This is a genomic window from Streptomyces sp. W16, from assembly GCF_033194735.1.
Lineage (GTDB): Bacteria > Actinomycetota > Actinomycetes > Streptomycetales > Streptomycetaceae > Streptomyces.
In genome coordinates, this window is sequence record NZ_JAWOAI010001124.1 from 1 (window position 1) to 1,128 (window position 1,128).

Below are 1,128 nucleotides of genomic sequence, written 5' to 3' on the forward strand. Positions count from 1 at the left end.
GACCGGGTACCGGCGGTGCGCGAGGCACTCGGCGGTGCCGGGTTCACGGTCGACGGGGTGCTGTTGCAGTCGTCCCGGCTCGCGCCACTGCCGGGGGACGTGACCCGGCTGGCCGCTACCAATCCCGTTTTCCTGCTGTGGGGCGTCCGGCCCCCGGCACCTGTTGAAGGAGTTGCTCAGTGATCGGCCTCATTTCCGCCACCGCGGCGGGCGCGGGTGCGCGGGACCGGCTGGCCGCCGCGTGGCCGGACCGTACGCGCGTGTACGAGGGTCCCGTCGGGGACGCCGTCCGGGCCGCGTTCGCGGAGTGCGAGCAGCTCGTGTGTTTCCTCGCCACGGGAGCCGTAGTACGGCTGATCGCCCCGCTGTTGGGCGACAAGCGGACCGACCCGGGGGTCGTGTGCGTCGACGAGGGCGGACGGTTCGCCGTGTCGCTGGTCGGCGGGCATGGTGGCGGGGCCAATGAACTCGCCGGGGAGGTCGGCGAGTTGCTGGCCGCCCAGCCCGTCGTGACCACGGCCACGGACGCGGTCGGCGTGCCCGGTCTCGACACGCTCGGGTTCCCGGTGGAGGGCGATGTCGCGGGCGTCTCGCGGGCTCTGCTCGACGGCGAACCCGTGTCCCTGGACGCCGAGTTGGCGTGGCCGCTGCCGCCGCTGAAGGTGTCGGACCACGGCGCCTACGTCATCCGCGTCACCGATCGCGCGGTCGAGCCCGCCGAACGGGAGGTCGTGCTGCGACCGCCGTCCCTCGTCATCGGCATCGGCGCGTCCAGGAGTGCGCCCGTGAACGAGGTGCTCGCGCTGGTCTCGGACGCTCTGCGTGAGGCGGGACTGTCCGTCGGGAACATCGCCGAACTCGCCACCGTCGACGCCAAGGCGGAGGAGCCCGGCATCGTCCAGGCGGCCCAGCGGCTCGGTGTGCCGCTGGTGACGTACTCCGCCGGGGAGTTGGCCGCCGTGGAGGTGCCCAACCCCTCCGACGCGCCGCTCGCCGCCGTGGGCACGCCGTCCGTGGCGGAGGCCGCCGCGCTCGTCGGCGGGGGCCAACTCCTCGTCCCCAAGCGGAAGTCGGAGCGCGCCGACGGACAGCCCGCGATGGCGCGCCCTGCGGGACCGTCCCTACCTC

Annotated in this window: 1 protein-coding gene and 1 pseudogene; both read left to right on the forward strand. The window is 74.0% G+C overall.

Annotation, left to right across the window (positions count from 1 at the left end; translation table 11 throughout):
• Positions 1-183: pseudogene (locus R6V09_RS53595) on the forward strand (bifunctional cobalt-precorrin-7 (C(5))-methyltransferase/cobalt-precorrin-6B (C(15))-methyltransferase); the annotation flags it as partial.
• On the forward strand, positions 180-1,128 hold a 949-nt coding region (locus R6V09_RS53600), incomplete at its 3' end, for a cobalt-precorrin 5A hydrolase (RefSeq protein ID WP_317888620.1). The pseudogene R6V09_RS53595 and the gene R6V09_RS53600, both read left to right, overlap by 4 nt.